This is a genomic window from Pseudomonas sichuanensis (assembly GCF_024749065.1).
GTDB lineage: Bacteria > Pseudomonadota > Gammaproteobacteria > Pseudomonadales > Pseudomonadaceae > Aquipseudomonas > Aquipseudomonas sichuanensis.
In genome coordinates this window covers 2594852-2612541 of record NZ_CP087185.1, presented here as the reverse complement: position 1 = coordinate 2612541, position 17690 = coordinate 2594852, and the positions used below count along the sequence as shown (strand labels likewise).

General features: G+C 66.5%; 17 protein-coding genes. 10 read left to right on the top strand and 7 right to left on the bottom strand.

What is annotated here, in order from left to right:
* Positions 1-86: 86 nt before the first annotated feature.
* Positions 87-2027: a S8 family serine peptidase gene (locus LOY51_RS11945; RefSeq protein ID WP_125858405.1), complete on the bottom strand. Its 1941-nt coding sequence runs from the start codon at positions 2025-2027 to the stop codon at positions 87-89.
* A gap of 156 nt (positions 2028-2183) precedes the next feature.
* Between LOY51_RS11945 and LOY51_RS11940 the strand changes: the two genes are divergently transcribed.
* The 6 genes from LOY51_RS11940 (at position 2184) to LOY51_RS11915 (ending at position 7863) form a co-directional block, all read left to right on the top strand.
* Positions 2184-3197, top strand: a complete 1014-nt coding sequence (locus LOY51_RS11940; RefSeq protein ID WP_258646335.1) for an ABC transporter substrate-binding protein — start codon at positions 2184-2186, stop codon at positions 3195-3197.
* Positions 3194-4042 (top strand): ABC transporter permease, encoded by an 849-nt coding sequence (locus tag LOY51_RS11935; protein WP_125463811.1) that lies wholly within the window; start codon positions 3194-3196, stop codon positions 4040-4042. Before LOY51_RS11940 ends, LOY51_RS11935 begins: the two co-directional genes overlap by 4 nt.
* Before the next feature lie 58 nt (positions 4043-4100).
* Positions 4101-4964 carry a LysR family transcriptional regulator gene (locus LOY51_RS11930; protein ID WP_258646334.1) on the top strand — a complete coding sequence of 288 codons (864 nt, stop codon included), beginning with the start codon at positions 4101-4103 and terminating at the stop codon, positions 4962-4964.
* Between the two features lie 280 nt (positions 4965-5244).
* Positions 5245-6162, top strand: a complete 918-nt coding sequence (locus LOY51_RS11925) for an AEC family transporter (protein ID WP_258646333.1) — start codon at positions 5245-5247, stop codon at positions 6160-6162.
* 48 nt (positions 6163-6210) lie between these two features.
* Positions 6211-6822: a cell wall hydrolase gene (locus LOY51_RS11920; RefSeq protein WP_125858402.1), complete on the top strand. Its 612-nt coding sequence runs from the start codon at positions 6211-6213 to the stop codon at positions 6820-6822.
* Between the two features lie 183 nt (positions 6823-7005).
* Complete coding sequence (locus LOY51_RS11915; RefSeq protein WP_258646331.1) at positions 7006-7863, top strand: CAP domain-containing protein; 858 nt, start codon at positions 7006-7008, stop codon at positions 7861-7863.
* 24 nt (positions 7864-7887) lie between these two features.
* Here the strand turns inward: LOY51_RS11915 and LOY51_RS11910 are convergent, their stop codons facing one another.
* Positions 7888-8760, bottom strand: a complete 873-nt coding sequence (locus LOY51_RS11910) for an alpha/beta fold hydrolase (protein WP_258646329.1) — start codon at positions 8758-8760, stop codon at positions 7888-7890.
* Positions 8761-8782: 22 nt separating this feature from the next.
* Positions 8783-9403: a LysE family translocator gene (locus tag LOY51_RS11905; protein ID WP_125463802.1), complete on the bottom strand. Its 621-nt coding sequence runs from the start codon at positions 9401-9403 to the stop codon at positions 8783-8785.
* A gap of 176 nt (positions 9404-9579) precedes the next feature.
* Here LOY51_RS11905 and LOY51_RS11900 point away from each other — a divergent pair, with 176 nt between their 5' ends.
* From LOY51_RS11900 to LOY51_RS11890, 3 genes are all read left to right on the top strand, one after another.
* Positions 9580-10059: a GNAT family N-acetyltransferase gene (locus LOY51_RS11900; RefSeq protein ID WP_258646326.1), complete on the top strand. Its 480-nt coding sequence runs from the start codon at positions 9580-9582 to the stop codon at positions 10057-10059.
* A gap of 185 nt (positions 10060-10244) precedes the next feature.
* Complete coding sequence (locus LOY51_RS11895; RefSeq protein WP_110995931.1) at positions 10245-10532, top strand: hypothetical protein; 288 nt, start codon at positions 10245-10247, stop codon at positions 10530-10532.
* Between the two features lie 99 nt (positions 10533-10631).
* A complete protein-coding gene (locus LOY51_RS11890; RefSeq protein ID WP_258646324.1) occupies positions 10632-11249 on the top strand; it encodes a Yip1 family protein in 618 nt (205 codons plus the stop codon).
* Positions 11250-11264: 15 nt separating this feature from the next.
* Here the strand turns inward: LOY51_RS11890 and LOY51_RS11885 are convergent, their stop codons facing one another.
* A complete protein-coding gene (locus LOY51_RS11885; RefSeq protein ID WP_125858397.1) occupies positions 11265-11522 on the bottom strand; it encodes a DUF1652 domain-containing protein in 258 nt (85 codons plus the stop codon).
* A gap of 306 nt (positions 11523-11828) precedes the next feature.
* On the opposite strand from LOY51_RS11885, the gene LOY51_RS11880 reads away from it, so the two are divergent.
* Positions 11829-12059 carry a DUF6555 family protein gene (locus tag LOY51_RS11880; RefSeq protein WP_110995934.1) on the top strand — a complete coding sequence of 77 codons (231 nt, stop codon included), beginning with the start codon at positions 11829-11831 and terminating at the stop codon, positions 12057-12059.
* On the opposite strand, the gene LOY51_RS11875 is transcribed toward LOY51_RS11880, so the two are convergent.
* From LOY51_RS11875 to LOY51_RS11865, 3 genes are all read right to left on the bottom strand, one after another.
* Positions 12034-12966, bottom strand: a complete 933-nt coding sequence (locus LOY51_RS11875; protein WP_125858396.1) for a DNA-3-methyladenine glycosylase family protein — start codon at positions 12964-12966, stop codon at positions 12034-12036. The two genes, LOY51_RS11880 and LOY51_RS11875, sit on opposite strands and share 26 nt — an antisense overlap.
* 251 nt (positions 12967-13217) lie before the next feature.
* Positions 13218-16376, bottom strand: a complete 3159-nt coding sequence (locus LOY51_RS11870) for an efflux RND transporter permease subunit (RefSeq protein ID WP_125858395.1) — start codon at positions 16374-16376, stop codon at positions 13218-13220.
* A gap of 15 nt (positions 16377-16391) precedes the next feature.
* Positions 16392-17618 (bottom strand): efflux RND transporter periplasmic adaptor subunit, encoded by a 1227-nt coding sequence (locus tag LOY51_RS11865; protein WP_125858394.1) that lies wholly within the window; start codon positions 17616-17618, stop codon positions 16392-16394.
* Positions 17619-17690 lie beyond the last annotated feature (72 nt).

The window sequence follows — 17690 nt, the reverse complement described above, 5'->3', positions numbered from 1 at the left end:
CCTGCTGGCCGGCCTGCTGCTCTGCTTCGGCCTGGCCACCACCGACGCAGAAATGACAGGTCAGCGGCCTTCAGGCTTTGCGCGGCTCACAGCTCCTCCCTTGGAGAGTGGAACCGGCCACCGCCGAGCAGGCGATCGAGCAGCAACAGCGCGCCATGCACGTCCGGCCGATGCCCCATGGGCAGCACATCGCTATCCGGCAGGGTCGCGTCCTGATAACCCGAGGCGCAGACCAGCAGGTGCATCTGGTCGCCGTCCAGGTAGACATGATGCTGTTCGATCGCATACGACTGGATCAGTGCCAGGGCACCGGCCACCAGAGGCGTCGCGCTGGACGTCCCGGCATAGGTGTCGGTGTAGTCCCGATCATGGCCGGACTTGTCCTGGAGCTTGCCATAGCCCAGGGTGACCACGCTGTCCCCCCAGGCGTTGAGCATGCGGTGGCGATAATTGAAATTGGAGTACTGGTGCGGCTTGCCATCCCAGGAGTGACATGCACCGACCAGAATGCAACCTGCGTCGCCATGATCGTCGAAGAAGCGCCACTGCGAGAGGTCGACGCCGTAGCCACGCACCGTCCCTTTGTCCTCGAGCGACGCCGAGCTGCCGTTGGCGGCGGCGTTGAGCACCACCGCACCACGCTGGCTGAGCGACTGCATCACATCCCACCAAGGGCGCTCATGCAGCGACGGCAGAACGGTCGTCAGCACGGCCGGGTTGGCGGCCTGCCGATTGATGCCGACGATGTCGCCCGGCTGCACCTGCAACAGCAGATTCTTCAGCGTCTGGGTGGCACCTGCGACATCGCTGGCGCGGTTGTCGTGCACAAAGAGTTCGCTGCCATGGGCGATGCCGGTCACGCCCAGGCCGTTGCGTGCGGCCACCATGATTCCAAGCGACGCAGTGCCATGCTCGGGATCATCATTGGGCTTGGCGGACACGATCTGCAGTTTCGGATTGCCGCGCAGTTCTTCATGGTTGGGGAAAAGGCCGCCATCGCTGAAGTGGATTCGCGCGCCCTTGCCTGTCACCTGTTCGGCCCAGACCTTGCGGATATTCAGGCCCTGCCAGCGTGCCCCAGGCTCGTCAAGGTAGTACTGACGCGCTTCGAAATCTGCTGTTGGCTGCGCATCGTCATACGCCCTGTTGCCCAGCACCAGCGCGCCGCCTGTCAACAGCGTCGCCAGCAACGCCGCGCCTCCCAGCAACAACAGTGGGGTCGCGCTCGTGGCTGGGGCAGGCAGCAACGAGTCCACGTACTCCAGCGCCGCGAATGTTCTGAGCAACGCGTGATAGGTCTCGACTGACATGGCGCCGGGCTGTTCCATCCAGCAGTAAGGGCGCAAGGCAGCGAGCCGTGGGTCCTCGCGCTCCGCTGGCTCGAGCACCGGCCGCAGGACGAGCTGAGCCCCCAGGTTCGGCCACCAACGGGCCAGCGGCGCGTTCGAGCCGGGTCGCAGATCTTGGCGCAATTGTGCCAGGCCATCCTCACGGAACTTGATCAGCAGCGGCGCACAGCGACCGTCCGGGCCAACCGCAGGCAGCGGCGCCAAACGCTGGCCATAGGGGTCGTCGACAAACCTGTCGTCCTCCTTGCGGACAACGGCATGCCGGCGCTGTCGGCGTCCGTTGGCCAGGGGCACCTTGTCGAGAATGCGCCTGTCCAGGTCCTCTTCGACGATATCAATGGCCAGCGCAGGCAGATCGATCACCCCTTGCGCCCCGACGGGGTGATTCATTGCCCGGGCCTCCTTCTCCAACAGGATGACCCTCGGCGTGATCCGGTACTGCCCTGCTCGCGCCGAAGTGAGCAGGCTGGCCGGGCACCCGTGGTCGGCCAGCGAGCCGGTGCGGGCAAAGGAGCGCGCAGAAACACCGGCCAGCTGCTCCGTGCCTGCCGCGGTAACCCGCTGCAGCTCGTAGCGGATACGGGCAACCTTGGCCAGATCGTCGCCCTGGCAGCGGACATGAAACCTGCCGTCGAAACGGAAGTTGCGGTAGTAGACAAAATCAAGAGCCAAGTTCATCGATCGCTCCTTCGAAAGGGGTGGGGGGGCGCGTGGATCGCCATTGTCGACACTGGCAACCGCCTTACCCAGCCTGCACGCCTTCCTCCATGCCTGGGGCTGCCGACTGCGACCGTCGTCTACACTTCCCCCACCTGGCCCCCCGTAGAGGTGTCGATGAAACAGATCCAAAGCCTGCTTGCCAGCCTGCTCCTGGTGTGTGGCCTGGGCACCTTCGCTCCCGCCGTAGCCACACAACCACCCCCGATCCACTTCGGCGACATCACCTGGGAAAGCGGCGCACTGACCACCGAGATCCTGCGCCTGATCGTCGAGCGCGGTTACGGCTACCCTACCGACACCCTGCCCGGCACCTCGGTGAGCATGGAAGTGGCGCTCGCACGCAACGACCTGCAGGTGATCGCCGAGGAATGGGCCGGGCGCAGCCCCGCCTGGGTCAAGGCCGAACAGGCCGGCCAGGTGTTCGCCCTGGGCGACACGGTAAAAAATGCCGAGGAAGGCTGGTGGGTGCCGGCCTACGTGATCAAAGGCGACCCCTCACGTGGCCTGAAGCCATTGGCCCCGGACCTTAAAAATGTCGCCGACCTCAAGCGCTACCCGCAGGTGTTCCGCGACCCTGAGGTGCCAGACAAAGGCCGTTTCCTCAACAGCCCCAGCGGCTGGACCTCCGAGACAGTCAACAGCCAGAAGCTCAAGGCCTATGGCCTGGACACCCTGTACAACAACTTCCGCAGCGGCACCGGCGCAGCCCTCGACGCCGAGATCACCTCGGCGATCCGCCGCGGCCAGCCGGTGCTGTTCTATTACTGGAGCCCGACCCCGCTGATGGGGCGTCATGAACTCGTGCGCCTGGAAGAACCGGCGTTCGACGCGGCGGCCTGGGCCACCCTTACCGATGCCAACAACCCCAACCCACAAGGCAGCAGCTCGCTGCCGGCCAAGTTGTCGATCGGCGTCTCCAAGGCCTTCCATGACCAGTACCCCGACCTGATGGCCGTGTTCGAAAAAGTCGACCTGCCCATCGACACCCTGAACAGAACCCTCGCCCACATGAGCGAAACCCGCCAGAAACCACGTGAGGCAGCCCTCGCCTTCCTGCGCGAACACCCCGAGGTATGGAAGGCCTGGCTGCCTGCCGACAAGGCCGCCAAGGTCGGGGCCGGCCTATGAGCGGCGGCTTCCCCGAAGCCCTGCAATACTCCTTCGCGCCCTCGGTCAACCGCCTGGTCGACTGGCTGGTGCTGCACTACGGCGACCAGTTGCGCGGCGTCTCCGAGCAGTTGCTGCAACTGCTGGTCGCCCTGGAAAGCCTGCTGCGCCTGCTGCCCTGGTGGCTGCTGTTGCTGCTGGTCGGGCTGCTGGCCTGGCACGCCAGCCGCAGCTTGCTGCGCGCCGTGGCCCTGACCGGGCTGCTGGCGCTGATCGGGGTGCTGGGGCTGTGGGACAAGCTGCTGCAGACCCTCGCCCTGGTACTGGTGAGCACCGGCCTGTGCGTGCTGATCGGCGTGCCGCTGGGCATCCTGCTGGCCACCCGCCCGCTGGCCCGGCGCCTGCTGCTGCCGGTGCTCGACGTCATGCAGACCCTACCCGCCTTCGTCTACCTGATCCCGGTATTGATGCTGTTCGGCCTGGGCAAGGTGCCGGCGGTGTTCGCCACCCTGATCTACGCCCTGCCGCCGCTGGTGCGCCTGACCCAGCTGGGCCTGGCACAGATCGACCCGTCATTGCTGCAGGCCGCTCACGGCCTGGGCGCCGGCCGCTGGCAGCGCTTGCGGCGCATTGCCCTGCCGCTGGCGCTGCCGAGCATCATGGCCGGGCTCAACCAGTCGGTGATGATGGCCCTGTCGATGGTGGTGGTAGCCTCGATGATCGGCGCCCGCGGGCTGGGCGAGGACGTGCTGGCCGGCATCCAGACGCTGAACGTCGGCCAGGGCGTCGAGGCGGGGCTGGCGATCGTCGCCCTGGCGATGGTGATCGACCGGATCAGCCAGGCGTACGGGCGCGCTGGGCGCTGAGGCCGCTATTGCAGTATCGTGCCCTCTGCTCATTGCCCAGCACCCCCGGAGTTCCCGCGTGTCCCTCAAAGCCCTGCGCACCCTGGTGACCATCGCCCGCCACGGCACCTTCGCCCGCGCCGCCGACCTGCTCAGCCTCACGCCCTCGGCGGTGAGCCTGCACATCAAGACCCTGGAAGACGAACTGCAGGTCACCCTGTTCGACCGCAGCCGCCGGCAAGTGGTGCTGACCGAGGCCGGGCAACTGGCCGTGGCCCGTGCCGAGAGCATCCTCGGCGCCTATGACGAACTGGCCGACACCCTCGCCAGCGGCCCCAGCCTGCGTGGCCGGCTGCGCATCGGCGCGATCCACACCGTGCTGGCGCGGCGCCTGCCACGAGCCTTGGTGTGGATCAAGGCACACCATCCGCAGCTGCATATCAGCGTGGTCTCGGGCATGTCGGCGGAGCTGGCCCGGCGTGTCGAGGACGGCGAACTGGATGCGGCGATCACCACCGAGCCGGTCAGCCCTTACCCGCAGAACCTGCAATTCACCCCGTTGTTCGAGGACCGCTTCTGGGCCATCGCCAGCCCCGAGCTTGCCGGGCAAAGCGTGCCGGCGCTGCTCGCCAGCCAGCCGTTCCTGCGCTTCGACAAGCGCGCCTGGGCCGGCCGGCAGATCGAACAGGAGCTGCGGCGCCAGCGCCTGCAGGTCAGCGAGCAGATGGAACTGGACAGCCAGGAGGCCCTGGCACGCATGGCGGCCATGGGCCTGGGGGTGGCGGTCATCCCCATGAGCGACGACGACCTCGAACGCCTCCCGCCGGCCAGCGTGCAGCCGTTCGGCGAACCGCAACTGACCCGGCGCGTGGTGTTGCTGGAGCATGAGAAGAGCCAGCGGCGGCATTTGAGTGCGGTGTTGAAGACAGCCCTGGAGGTTTGATCGAGGCGGATTGCACAGTACCTGTGGGAGCGGCGGTTCGCCGCCGCGATTTACCCGCGAAGACGACACCTCGCTGCCTGGCACGGGCTATGCCCGTGTTCGCGGGTGAACCCGCTCCCACAGGGATCGCGCAGCTGTTCGAATGTCGAGCAAGACAGTTGCTCCCACGCCGCGCTGCCTTGATGCATTTTTTCTCAACAGTCACTGCAGAAAACAACGTTTTTTTCTGTTCACTCCCCTCCGCTACCCTGTGCCGGTACCCGACCACGGATTGCCGACCATGCTCCACCTGCTGCTGACCACCCTCGTCCCGATCATCCTGCTCATCGCCCTGGGCACCTGGCTGCGGGTGCGCGGTTTTCTCGCCGAAACCTTCTGGCCCGGCGCCGAGCGCCTGAGCTACTACGTGCTGCTGCCGTCGCTGTTCCTGCACGGCCTGGCCACCGCCAACCTCGACGGCGTGCCAATACTGGGCATGGTCGGCGTACTGATGCTCTCGACCCTGCTCGGCGCCCTGCTACTGGTGCTGTACCAGGGTGCAGCCAGCCATGACGGCGCCGACTTCACCTCGGTATTCCAGGGCGGCGTGCGCTTCAACAACTACATCGGCGCCACACTGGCCGCCGGGATCTACGGCAGTGCCGGGATCGCCCTGGCGGCGGTGGCCAACGCCGCCATCGTGCCGCTGGTCAACCTGCTCTGCGTGCTGGTGTTTGCTCGGTTCAGCGCCCGCCATAGCTCGCCGGCCACGGTGCTCAAGGCAATCTTCGCCAACCCCTTGATCATCGGCTGCGCCGGTGGCCTGCTGCTGCGGGTGAGTGGCCTGGGTTTGCCGGCGGGGCTGGAGCCGACCGTCAAGGCGCTCGGCCAGGCCGCCCTGCCGCTGGGCCTTTTGTGCGTCGGCGCGGCCCTGGGTGGCGCACGCCTGGGCCAGCAGGTGAAGCCTTTGCTGGCGGCCTCGCTGTTCAAGTTCCTGGTCATGCCGCTGACCACCTGGGGCCTGTGCCGGCTGCTCGGCCTCGGCGGCCAGGCGGCGGTGGTGGCCGTGCTGTTCCAGGCCCTGCCGACCGCCTCGTCGTCCTATGTGATGGCCCGGCAGATGGGCGGCAACGCACCGCTGATGGCCACCATCATCGCCCTGCAGACCATGGCCGCCGCCCTTACCCTGCCGCTGGTGCTGAGCCTGACGCTGAGTTGAATCCGCCCGGCTAGACTGTGATCAGCCCCACTACTCGGAACCTCGACCATGCGCCTTTCGTGGATGCTGTTCGGCTTGTCGCTAACCCTGCTTGCAGGCCCGCTCACCGCCGCCGACAGCCAGAAGGCCGCCGTCGCCGAAGACAAGGCGCAAGTGCTGGAGGAAAAGGTGGTGGAGGACGCGCCGCCACCGAAAAAAGCCGAAACCATCACCCCCACCGAAGTGCAGGCGGTCGACCCGGCCGGCCAGGCACCGATGGACGACAGCATCACCTGCCTGGCCCGCACCATCTACTGGGAAGCCAAGGGCGCCGACAGCGAGGACATGAGCGCGGTGGCCAGCGTGGTGCTCAACCGCCTGGGCCATGACGGTTTCCCCAACACCATCTGCGGCGTGGTCAAGCAAGGGGTGGAGAGCAAGAGCTGCCAGTTCTCCTGGTGGTGCGACGGGCGCCCCGACCAGGTGGAAGAGGAGGAACGCTACGCGGTGGCCAAGGAGATCGCGCGCAAGGCCCTGAACCAGCAGCTCAAGGACCCTACGGACGGTGCGCTGTACTTCCATGACCGCACCGTCCACCCCGACTGGGCCAAGACTTACCGCCAGACGGCACAAACCACCCATTTCCTGTTCTACAAGCCGAACCAGGCGCTGGCGCGTTAAGGGTACGGCGCTGGGTGTAGCATGGATTGCACTTTTGCGCCGGCAGGCGGTCTACCCACCCCTACACCGCATCACAACGAATGACCAAGGGTTCACAGCCCTGCACATCGCTGGGCCAAAAGCCCTGTGCTTGTGTAGGATGGGCAGCGCACAAGCAGACGCTGCCAGTACAGGGAGATCCACATGCGCGTCCCATCCGTTGCCTGCTTCTTCGGCCTGTCGCTGGGCCTGCTCGCCTCGACCGGTGCCCAGGCCATCAGCGGCGAAGAAGCGCAACTGATCGATACGATCAACGTCTACCGCAGCCAGTCCCAGCACTGTGGCGGCGGGGCCTCGCTGGAGTTGCCGCCGCTCAACAGCGACACCCGCCTGGCGCTGTCGCCCGAAGGCACCCGTGACCTGCAGCAGGCCATGAGCCGCGCCGCCTACCCCATGGTCAACGTGCAGGCCATCAGCCTGTCCGGGCCGCGCGATGCGAAAGCGGCGATGAAGGCCATCGAAGAGAGCTTCTGCCAGGTGGTGCTCGACCCGCAGTTCATCGACATCGGCGTCAGCCAGGAGGGCCGCGACTGGCGCATCGTGCTCGCCCGGCCGCTGCTCAGCGGGCGCCTGGGCGACTGGCAGGCCGAGGGGCAGAAGCTGCTGCAGGAAATCAACGCTGCCCGCGGCGTGCCACGCCAGTGCGGTGGCCAGCCCTTCCCCGCCGCCAAGCCGCTGAGCTGGAACAGCGTGCTGGCCGGCGTCGCCGCCAACCACTCGCGCAACATGGCCAACCAGAATTTCTTCGATCACATCGACCGCGACGGTCGCACCCCGGATGACCGCGCCGACCTGGCCGACTACAACTACCAGCAGCTTGGCGAAAACATCGCCGCCGGCAGCGATACCGCACGCAAGGTGGTCGATGGCTGGCTGGCCAGCCCCGGGCATTGCGCCACCCTGATGAACCCGGACTACCGCGACCTCGGCGCCGCCTACGCGACAGACCCGAAAAGCGACGCAGGGATCTACTGGACCGGGATGTTCGGTACGCCTCGCTAGGGCAATGACAGGTGGCGGCGCCTGTCAGGGCAGAAGAAACGCCACCACCTGCTCCGCCGCCGCTGCCGGATCTTCCTGCATGAAGCAATGCCCACCCGCCACCTGCTGCGCACTCACCTGGCTGTTCAGCCTGGCCAGGCGCTGTACCGAGTGGGGCACGAACGGATAAGTGTGCTCACCGTAGAGGATGCGCGTGGGTGTGGAGATGGCCAGCAGTTGCTGCCACATGCGCGCAGGGAACGAACTGAAGATTTCCACTTCGCGGCTGGGCCGGCACTTGAGCACCACGGCTTCGCCGCAATCGCCGATGGCATGCTCCACATAGGCGTGCAGCGCGGTTTCGCTCCAGCCCTTGAAGATACCGCGCCCCTGCAGCGCAGCCAGCGCTGCCTGGCGATCCGGCCAGTGGCTGCGGCGGGTCGCGGCCTTGCGAGCGAGGGCGTGGCGCCGGTGCAGGCCGACCAGAGCGGCAGCGCCCATCACCCCCAGCATGCGCCGGCTGAACAGTACAGGGTCGAGCAGCACCGCGCGCTGGAACAGTTGCGGGTGGCCGGCCAGGATCAGGCCGGTGAGCACCCCGCCGAAACTGTGGCCGACCGCAAAGCGAGGCACGTCGCCGTACTCGCCACGCCCCGCCTCGAAAGCTTCCACCGCCAGCGCCGCCGTGCGGTTCCAACCAACGAAGTTGCCGCCGTGATCACTGTCGCCATGGCCCTGCACATCGCTCAGCCACAGGTCGAAGTGCTCCGCCAGGCGCAGCAGCATGGGCTGGTAGGCCAGGCAGCAGAAACCGTTGCCGTGCAGGAAATGCAGCAATGGCCGGCCACTGGGCGGCATGCGCCAGCCACGCAGGGTGAAGCCTTCGGCGCATTCATAGGACCAGGGAATCAACTCCATCTGTTTACTGCACTCGTCGGTTCTAGGAAAACGACGATTCTACAAACAACAGCGGATACAGCGAAATCACCAGCAGCACGGCCATCAGGACATTGAACAGCACCACCGCACGCGGATTGCGCAACAGGTTGCGCAAGGCGCTGCCGAACATCACCCAGACCCCGACGCTGGGCAGGTTGACCAGGCCGAACACGGCGGCGATCACGATCACATTGAACACATAGCCTTGGGCCGGGGTGTAGGTGGTGATCGCCCCCACCGCCATCACCCAGGCCTTGGGGTTGACCCACTGGAAGGCCGCCGCGCCCCAGAACCCCAGCGGCTTGCGGCTGCCGGCGGTGTCACCGGACATCGGCCCGGAGGTGGCGATCTTCCATGCCAGGTACAGCAGATAGGCGGCGCCGGCATAGCGCAGGATGCTGTACAGCGGCGGCCAGGCCTTGAACACCTCGCCCAGCCCCAGGCCCACCGCCAGTACCATCAGCATGAAGCCGATGCTGATGCCCAGCGCATGGGGGATGCTGCGGCGCACCCCGAAGTTGACCCCCGAGGCCAGCAACATGGTGTTGTTGGGGCCGGGGGTGATGGAGGATACGAAGGCGAACAGCACGAAGGCGCTGAGCAGATCGAGCGAGGCAAGCATGGCGGCAGTCTTCCGGGTTTCTCGTTATGTGTTGCCACACAGTAACGGAGCCGTACGGCGGTCGACCGGTACAGTTAAGCAAAATTGCATGAATACACTCTACTGAACTGGTCATATCGCTTCTGCGCTGCCGGACCAGTACGATGGCGCCAGCCCCAATACAAGGAAGCCCGACCATGAGCCTGACCATTCGCCCTGCCGTACGCAGCGACGCCGCGCAAATCCTCGCCTTCATCACCGAACTGGCCGACTACGAACGCGCCCGTCACGAAGTGGTGGCCAGCCTCGCCAATATCGAGCACAGCCTGTTCGACCCAGGCAGCACCGTGCACAGCCTGATCTGCGAGCGCGACGGCCAGGCCATCGGGTTTGCCGTGTACTTCTACAGCTACTCCACCTGGCTGGGGCGCAACGGCATCTACCTCGAAGACCTGTACGTAACCCCGCAGCAGCGCGGTGATGGCGCCGGGCGCACGCTGCTGCGCCATATCGCCCGGGAAGCGCTGGCCAACAACTGCGGGCGCCTTGAGTGGAGCGTGCTGGACTGGAACGAGCCAGCGATTGGTTTTTACCAGTCGCTGGGCGCCGAGCCGCAGGATGAGTGGATTCGCTATCGCCTGGACGGCGAGCGCCTTCGCCATTTCGCCGAGGGCTGACGGCTGACGGCTGACGCGCAGCCTGTAGGAGCGGCCTTGCCGGGGCGCTCCTACAGGGCGATCAACAACGGCAAAATTTCCCTCGAAACGGTTTGAACATCGCCCCGTTTCTGGCCTCCAACGTTTGATGCCTTGCCATCTTTCGCCAGGAGCCCTGCCATGTTCACTCGCTCCCCCGCAGCGCCATGAAGATGCCCTGCCGCGCACCCAATGCCTGTCTGCAACTGGATTACGTCCGCGACACCCTGTTCGGCCCGGTGGCGTCGAGCGTCGAATGCCAGGCACAACTCGCTGCCCTCACCCTGCAAGGCCGCCCCGCACTACGCCTGCATATCTGCCCGCCGCTGCCGGACAAGGTCGAGCGCGCCCACAGCGTGGCGTTTACCTGGGATGGCCGCAGCTACCACGGCGTGGTCCGAGAGCAGGGCAAATGCGGCGACGGTGGCTTGAACCTGCTGCTCGAACTGCAATAAGGCGATCAACGGCAGCGAACTGAGCTGAACCCGCCGCGATCCCGACGCCTCCATTGAAAGAGGATGCGCGCTACTGCGCCGCCCCTGGAGGAGAACGCCATGAACAGCCCGCTACTCAAGCTCTTCACCGACCCAACCGACGCCTGGATCGAAATCCGCCGCGCCGAGGAAGACCATCCCCAGCAATACCTGCCGCGCCTGCTGCTGCTGCTCGCGCTGATCCCCGCCCTGTGCCTGTTGGTCGGTACCACCACCTACGGTTGGAGCCTGGCAGGTGAGGACCGTGTGCGCCTGAGCCTGGCCAGCGCCGCGCAACTGGCCGGGCTGCTGTACGCCACCACGGTAGGCGGGGTGATGCTGATGGGGGTGATGATCCGCTGGATGTCGCGCGGTTTCGATGTGCAGCCCAACCTCAACCAGTGCATCGGCTTCGCCGCCTACTGCGCGACACCCTGGTTCGTCGCCGGGGTGGTCGGCCTGCTGCCGATGCGCTGGCTGGCGTTACTGGCGCTGCTGGCAGCCAGCGCTTACGCCAGCGTGCTGCTGTATGGCGGTTTGCAGACATTTTTGCGCCTGCGCAAAGAGCAGGCAATGCTGTTCGCGACCTGTGTATGGGGGGTGGGCCTGTTGCTGCTGGTGACCATCCTGGTGGCGATGATCCTGTTCTGGTCCAACGGCCTGATGCCGGAATACGTGCGCCCGGCCAGTCTCGGCTGACCGGGCACCTCGCGCTCAGGCAATGGCCTTGAGCGGCTGCGCCTGCGCGTGGTGGTGCTGTTTGAGCTGCGCCACCAACGCCACAAGGTCACGGCAACTGTTGAGGCTGGCCACCGACACTTCGGTGGTGAAGCACTCTCCCAGGTTGTCGCCCTGGCTCAGGCGGATGGTGAGGTGCTCGCCGTCCGGGCAACTCACCTCGCAGTGATCGGGCAGGCAGCCCTGTTCGATCATCTGCCGCATCTCAAGCATCGAAACGCCTATCAACGACATGGTACGACCCTCTCTATACTGGATGGCCTGTTGTGTGGTTACGCCGTAACCCGGCGCAGTGCCAATTGATATTGCCCATGCCCTGGGGGTGGTCCATTCGCCCGGGCAATGATGACGCGCAAGATCCTCTAGCACCTTAGTGGAAGAACACGCCCCTGCAGCCAGGGTTCGATCAATGACGGCAACTTGGCGACAGATGGCAGGCACATGACCGTTCGTCCCCCGTCACCCGCATCGGGTAAAACTTTTCCGCCCAGGCGCGGCTCCCACAATCAGGCATGGACCCGCTTGACCAAAGGAACCCCGATGATCGACGCCAAACTCTACGTGATCGACTACGCACTGCACGGCCAGCACAAGACGTTCATCATCCGCGCCGAGCGGATGGACAACGCCGAAGCCTGGCACTGGGCCAGTTGCGATGCCGGTGTGGGCCGTATCGGTCGCTATGACCGCGAGAAGATCCGCAAAGTCAGCCGGCCCATGGCCGAGCGCTACGGCATCAGCGAAGTCAGCTGGCGCCAATCGGGCCAGTGACCGCCAAAGACGCCCACAGGTGCTGCGCCGCATAAGCGCGCCATGGCCGCCAGGCCAAGGCCCGCTCGGCCAGCAGCACCTGCGGCCCCTCCAGCAGGCGCAGGGCCTTGACCAGCGCCACATCGCCCAACGGCAAGGCATCCCTGGCCCCCACCTGGCGCAGGGCCAGGTAGTGGGCACTCCACGGGCCGATGCCCTTCAAGCTGCACAAGCGTGCGAGCACCGCGTCCAGGGTTTGCCCAGGCTGCAGCAGGTTCGGCTGCTCAAGCAGCGCCCTGGCCAGGGTGCCGAGGGTTGCCGCCCGCGCCCGTGGCATACCCAGCCCTTCGAGTTCAGCCGCCGCCACCGCCATGGCCGAGGGGAATACATGGCTCAGCGCGGCCGCCTCCACCTGCAGCAACGCCCCATGCCGCGCCACCAAGCGCCCGGCCAGGGTCATCGCCCCGGCCACGCTGATCTGCTGGCCGAGCACCGTGCGCATGGCCTGTTCGAAAGCATCCCAGCCCTGGGGTACACGCAAACCGGGGCGCGCAGCGAGCAGCCGCGCCATGAGCGCGTCGCCGGCCAGCCCGGCGGCAATCTGTGCCGGGCGCGCATCCAGGTCGTATACCCGGCGCAGGCGTGCGATCAGCCCCGGCAACAGCGCCGGCGCCACTTCATGCAGACGCACCTGCAGCCAGGGGCCTGCTACCGGGTTCGCTTCCAGCACGCCGTGCCGGCCGGCATGGACGAAGCTGCGCCGGTACACGCCATCGGCGAAGGTTTCGATACCGGGGATGCAGCGCGCAGCCAGGAAGGCCTGGGTCGAGGGCCAGTGATAGGGCGGCTGGTAGCGCAGCCAGAGCAGGTGCACGCCCCCCGGGCGCAGGGCGCGGCGGACGGCGTGAAGGGAAGAAAGACGGGTCATGGAGTAATGCCAGTCAGTTAAGCCAATTGGGGTCGCTACGCGACCCTTCGCGGGTAAACCCGCTCCCACAAGTACAGCGCTCGATTCAGACTTTGCGCGATCCTGTGGGAGCGGCGGTTCGCCGCTGCGATTTACCCGCGAAGGGCTGCAAAGCAGCCCCAATAAGTGCCATGAAGCGTTAACTGACTGGCATTAGGGCATGGGGGCATCATGCGCGTTGCCAGAGGCAATGGCGAGTGCCCCGGCCACGGTTACTGCGCCGCTGGCGGCACCACCTCCTCATCCCGCCGATGCGCCCACTGATACAACGCCGGCAACACCAGCAAGGTCAGCGCGGTGGACGACAGGATGCCGCCAATCACCACGGTCGCCAGCGGCCGTTGCACCTCGGCGCCGGTGCCGGTGGCCAGGGCCATGGGGATGAAGCCCAGCGACGCCACCAATGCGGTCATCAGCACCGGGCGCAGGCGGGTCAGCGCGCCCTCCTCGACCGCCGCACGCAGCCCGCGGCCCTCTTCGCGCAGGTTGCGGATAAAGGCAATCATCACCAGGCCGTTGAGCACTGCCACCCCCGACAGCGCGATGAACCCCACCCCCGCCGAGATCGACAGCGGAATATCCCGCAGCCACAGCGCCAGCACACCGCCAGTCAGGGCAAACGGAATACCGGTGAACACCAGCAGGCCGTCCTTGAGGTTGTTGAACATCATCAGCAGCAGCGCCATCACCAGCAGCAACGACACCGGTACCACCACCCGCAGGCGCTCGGCGGCCGACTGCAGCTGCTCGAACTGGCCGCCCCAGCGGGTCCAGTAGCCGGGCGGGATCTGCACCTTGTCGATCAGCGCCTGCGACGCCTCTTCGACGAACGAGCCGAGGTCACGCCCGCGCACGTTGGCGCTGACCACCACCACCCGCTTGCCGTCCTCGCGGCTGATCTGGTTGGGGCCCAGTTGCAGGTTCAACGTGGCCACCTGGGACAACGGGATGAAGCCGATCTGCGTGGCGCCGCTGGCGGCACTGGCGGGCACCGGGATCAACAGGCTGGACAACCCGTCCACATCGGTGCGCAGGGTTTCGGGCAGGCGCACCACCATGTCGAAGCGGCGGTCGCCCTCGTACAGGGTGCCGGCGCTGCGCCCGCCCACGGCGATGGCGATGGCGTCCTGCACATCACCCACGTTCAAGCCGTAACGTGCGGCCTTGTCACGGTCGATGTCGATGGTCAGCACCGGCAGGCCGGTGGTCTGCTCGACCTTCACTTCCGACGCCCCCGGCACCTGCTGCAGGCCGGCGGCGATCTGCGCGGCGGTGCGGTTGAGCACCTCCATGTCGTCACCGAACACCTTCACCGCGACATCGCTGCGCACCCCGGAGATCAGCTCGTTGAAACGCAGCTGGATCGGCTGCGACAGCTCGTAGTTACTGCCCGGCACGCTGGCTGCAGCGCGTTGCACTTCAGCGATCAGCTCATCCCGCGGTTTGCCCGGGTCTTGCCATTGCTCACGGGGCTTGAGCATCACGTAGGCATCGGAGATGTTCGGCGGCATCGGGTCGGAGGCGATTTCCGCCGTGCCGGTACGGGCGAACACCCGCTCCACTTCCGGCACCCGCTCGATGATGGTCTTTTCCAGACGCTGCTGCATGTCCACCGACTGCGACAGGCTGGTGCCCGGCACACGCAAGGCCTGCAGGGCGAAGTCGCCCTCGCTGAGGCTGGGGATGAACTCGCTGCCCATGCGGTTGGCCAGCACCCCCGACAGCAGCACCAGGGTAGCGGCGCCGGCAAAGGCCAGGTTGCGCCGGCCCAGCACCCAGGCCAGCACCGGGGCGTAACGGCGGCGCGCGGCGCGCATCACCACGCCCTCCTCTTCCTTGACCTTGCCGGTGACGAACAGCGCGATGGCCGCCGGCACGAAGGTCACCGAGAGGATCATCGCCCCCAGCAGCGCCAGCACCACGGTGAAAGCCATGGGGTGGAACATCTTGCCCTCGACCCCGGTCAGGGCAAAGATCGGCAGGTACACCACCATGATGATCAGCTGCCCGTAGATCAGCGGCCGGCGCGCCTCGCGGGCGGCGGCGAACACTTCATGGAAGCGCTCGGCACGGGTGAGGATGCGGCCATGGCGCTGCTGGGCGTGGGCCAGGCGGCGAATGGCGTTCTCGACGATCACCACCGCGCCGTCGACGATGATGCCGAAGTCCAGGGCGCCGAGGCTCATCAGGTTGGCGCTGACCTTGTTGCTGAACATGCCGGTAAAGGTGAACAGCATCGACAGCGGGATCACCATGGCGGTGATCAGCGCGGCGCGGATGTTGCCCAGGAACAGGAACAGCACGGCGATCACCAGGATCGCGCCTTCGATCAGGTTCTTCTTCACCGTGGCGATGGCTTTTTCGACCAGGTTGGTGCGGTCGTACACGGTGACCGCCACCACGCCCTTGGGCAGGCTGCGGTTGACCTCTTCCAGCTTGGCGGCCACGGCCTGGGACACTGTGCGGCTGTTCTCGCCGATCAGCATGAACACCGTGCCCAAGACCACCTCACGGCCGTTCTCGGTGGCCGCGCCCGAGCGCAGCTCCTGGCCCAGGCCCACCTCGGCCACATGGCTGACGCGGATCGGCGTGCCATCGACACTGGAAATGACGATGTTGGCGATGTCCTCGGCGGAAGCCACCTGGCCCGGCGCACGGATCAGCAGCTGTTCGCCGTTGCGCTCGATGTAGCCGGCGCCGACGTTGGCGTTGTTGCGCTCCAGGGCGCCGATCAGATCGTTGAGGGTGAGCTTGTAGGCCGCCAGACGCTTGGGCTCCGGCGCGATCAGGTACTGCTTGGCATGGCCGCCGATGCTGTTCACCTCGGCCACGCCCGGCACGTTGCGCAACTGCGGCTTGATGATCCAGTCCTGAATCACCCGCAGGTCGGTGGCGGTATAAGGCGTGCCGTCGTCCTTCAGCGCGCCGTCCCTGGCCTCCACGGTCCACAAAAAGATCTCGCCCAGGCCAGTGGAGATCGGCCCCATGGCCGCCTCGATGCCTTCGGGCAACTGCTCGCGAGCCACCTGCAGGCGCTCGTTGACCAACTGGCGGGCGAAGAAGATATCGGTGCTGTCATCGAAGATCACCGTCACCTGCGACAACCCCGAGCGCGACAGCGAGCGGGTCTGCTTGAGGCCCGGCAGGCCGGCCATGGCGGTTTCGATGGCAAAGGTGATGCGCTGCTCGGTCTCCAGCGGTGAATAACCGGGCGCGGCGGTGTTGATCTGCACCTGGACGTTGGTGATGTCGGGCACCGCGTCGATGGGCAGTTTCTGGTAGCTGTGGATGCCCACGGCGGCCATCAGCACCACGGCGAGCATCACCACCAGGCGTTGCTCGATGGCGAACTGGATCAGGCGTTCGAACATGTCAGGCGTTCCCGGTCAGTGGCTGTGTTCGGCCGAGCCTTTGCCCAGCTCGGACTTGAGGACGAAGCTGCCGGCGGCAGCCACCTGGGTACCGGCGGCGAGCCCCTCGTGGATCTCCACCTGGCCGCCATCGCGGCGGCCTGGTTTCACCGGGCGTGCCTCGAAGCCTTCTTCGGTGCGGGCGAACACCACGGTCTGCTCTTCCCAGGTTTGCAGGGCCGCTTCGGGCACCACCACGGCCGCGTCGAAACGCTCGACGGTGACGGCGATGTTGACGAACAGCCCCGGGCGCCAGGCGCCATTGGGGTTGGCCAGGGTAGCGCGGACGGTGGCGGCGCGGTTCTGCTCGCCCAGCAGGCTGCCGACGTAGTTGACCTTGCCTTGCACCTGCGCGCCGAGGTCCGGTGCGCTGACGGTCACGCCACGGCCGCTGACCACCTTGTCCAGGTCGCGCGGGGCCACGGCGAAGGTGGCCCAGACCCGGCTCAGGTCAGACAGGGTGAAGGCGTTGCTGGTCTCGTCCACCACCTCGCCCACGGTCAGGTGTTTCTCCACCACCACCGCATCGAACGGCGCGCGCAGCTCATAGCGGTTGCCCTTGCCGGCCGGCGCCACGGCGGCGACCTTCTGCCCGGCGTTGGCCGCGGCGATTTCGGCCTCCTGCAGGGCCTGGCGGGCCTGCAGGTAGTCCTGCTCGGCGCTGATGCGCTCCTGCCACAACTGCTTTTCGCGCTCGAAGGTCAGGCGTGCCAGTTCCAGACGGCGCTGGGCCGCCTGCTGCTCGCTGCGCAGTTCGGAGATCTGCTGGCTGGCGATCACCGCCAGCACCTGGCCGCGCTTGACTGCCTGGCCGAGGTCGGCGTGCACCGACTCGACCACGCCGGGCACCCGGGGCACGACGTGGGCGGTGCGGTCTTCGTCGAAACGGATCTCGCCGGGGAAGCTGATGGCGGTGCCCAGGGTTTGCGGGCCAGCGGTGACCAACTGCACGCCGGCGGCCTGGATCTGTTCGGCGGTGAGGTGCAGTTGGCCCTCTTCTTCGGCGTGGTCTTCACCTTCGGACGCAGCATGGCCGTGGCCATCGTCCTTTTCTTCGGCATGGCCGTGGTCTTCTTCGCCATGGTCATCGTGCTGGGCCTGGCCACTGGAGGCCTGGCCGAGGGTGCCGGTCCAGGCCAGGCCACCGAGGCCGAGGGCGGCCAGGGCAGCGGCGAGGATCGCGAGTTTGCGGGGGTTGGTCATGGAGGCTCCTGCTGGGGAAATCGTCAGTTGCAATTCGGGCCCCATCGCGGGGCAAGCCCGCTCCCACAAGGG